Raw genomic sequence first — 1,433 nt, 5'->3', positions numbered from 1 at the left:
GATCTACACGTTCCTGATCGTCGGCAGCGTCAGTTGTGTATTAGAGTCAGGTTTCAATAGAGTGCCACCCTCATATGTATACATTACTGACTGTAGCCTTGGTGGGAGGAATCGCCTACGCAAGTCACGCAGCATCCGCTTCTGCGCTTAGCGGCATGCTTTCTCATTCTCTTCATATTTTAGCAGTTGGACTGTGGGGAGGGGTGGTTCTGATTGTTGCCGCTTTTTCAAAAGAAACCTCCAATTGGAAAAGTTTCTTGAGCTGGTTTACTCCTTTTGCAATCGCTTGTTTTGTGCTTCTTTCATTAAGTGGGTTCATTTCGATGGTCATTATCATGGGTCTGTCCAACTATGTAAATTCATGGGCTACAGATTACGGGCAGTCTCTTTTGCTAAAGCATATTACGATTATTCCGCTGCTTGCATTTGCCGGCATCAATGGCTTTCTTATGAGAAAAACGATAAAACATCCAGAATATAAGCCCGTGATGTGGATTCGAGCAGAAAGCATTATTTTGCTTATCATTTTTTTATTTACAGCTATCATGGTAACGCAATCGCCGCCAACTAATATAAGTCATATGGCAATGGATTCATCGATTCTTCCGTTTATCTATGGGAAACAAGTGACGCTTCCTCTAACGTTTCACGTAACAATTGTAGGAATCCTATTCTTATTTGTCGCACTGCTGTTTTTTGTGTATTTACTTATTTGTTTTTACAAAAAGACAGTATGGCTTAGCGTATTAAGTGCGGGTTTGTTTGTTTTTGCTTTTTATATTGCGATGATGACAAGTATTCAAGTCTAAAAACAGTGAGAAATATCTCACTGTTTTTTTATTAGCCATTAAAAGCTGTATTATCTCTCGGGCCTTTTCCCGAAGAAGGAGGCATCGGCATTTGGGAATTAGAACCAGAGCCGGACGTAGAGCCGCTTGGAGGCGATATATTTCCTACGTTTCCAAAAATAACGATCCCGCCAGAAATTGTTCCAATAGAAATAGATTTAATATAAACAGACATCCTTATTCAACCTCTCATCTAGTAAAAGAATTCAGTGTACCATAGTATATGACCAGCTTGTCATTTTCGTATAGACGAGTTTGAAAAATAGGTAAAAGCTTAGAAGTTCAGGTTGAGAAAGGAAATGGTGTAAAATAAGATAGAACTTTGAAGATAAAGTGTGTGGTGTCTGCCTAAAGTGTGTATACCACCTATTAAAAGAATTAGAAAGGAACTAAGATGAATACGCAAAAAGGAATCCATTTTTCATTTAAAAAATTATGATTGCTAACGAACCCTCCGACAGGAAAGCTACTCATTTCGTTCATACTGGCCTTAATTAATACCGGAGCGTCGCTTTCTATCCCTCTTGTCATTAAAGAAGTGATGGAGAAAATTGCAGTAGGCGTCTCCCTGCAGCTTATAACAGG

General features: G+C 39.1%; 2 protein-coding genes. One reads left to right on the top strand and one right to left on the bottom strand.

Annotated features, from left to right (window positions below):
- The first annotated feature begins 74 nt into the window (after nucleotides 1–74).
- Nucleotides 75–809 (top strand): copper resistance D family protein, encoded by a 735-nt coding sequence (locus AC1DRF_RS27660; RefSeq protein WP_477742264.1) that lies wholly within the window; start codon nucleotides 75–77, stop codon nucleotides 807–809.
- Nucleotides 810–840: 31 nt separating this feature from the next.
- On the opposite strand, the gene AC1DRF_RS27655 is transcribed toward AC1DRF_RS27660, so the two are convergent.
- Nucleotides 841–1,023, bottom strand: coding sequence for a hypothetical protein (locus tag AC1DRF_RS27655; protein ID WP_427076016.1), 183 nt, complete (start codon nucleotides 1,021–1,023; stop codon nucleotides 841–843).
- Nucleotides 1,024–1,433 lie beyond the last annotated feature (410 nt).

It is taken from the genome of Priestia sp. P5_B4 (assembly GCF_056400385.1).
The sequence above is the reverse complement of the archived record's forward strand: the minus strand, read 5'-3'. Positions and strand labels throughout refer to the sequence as shown.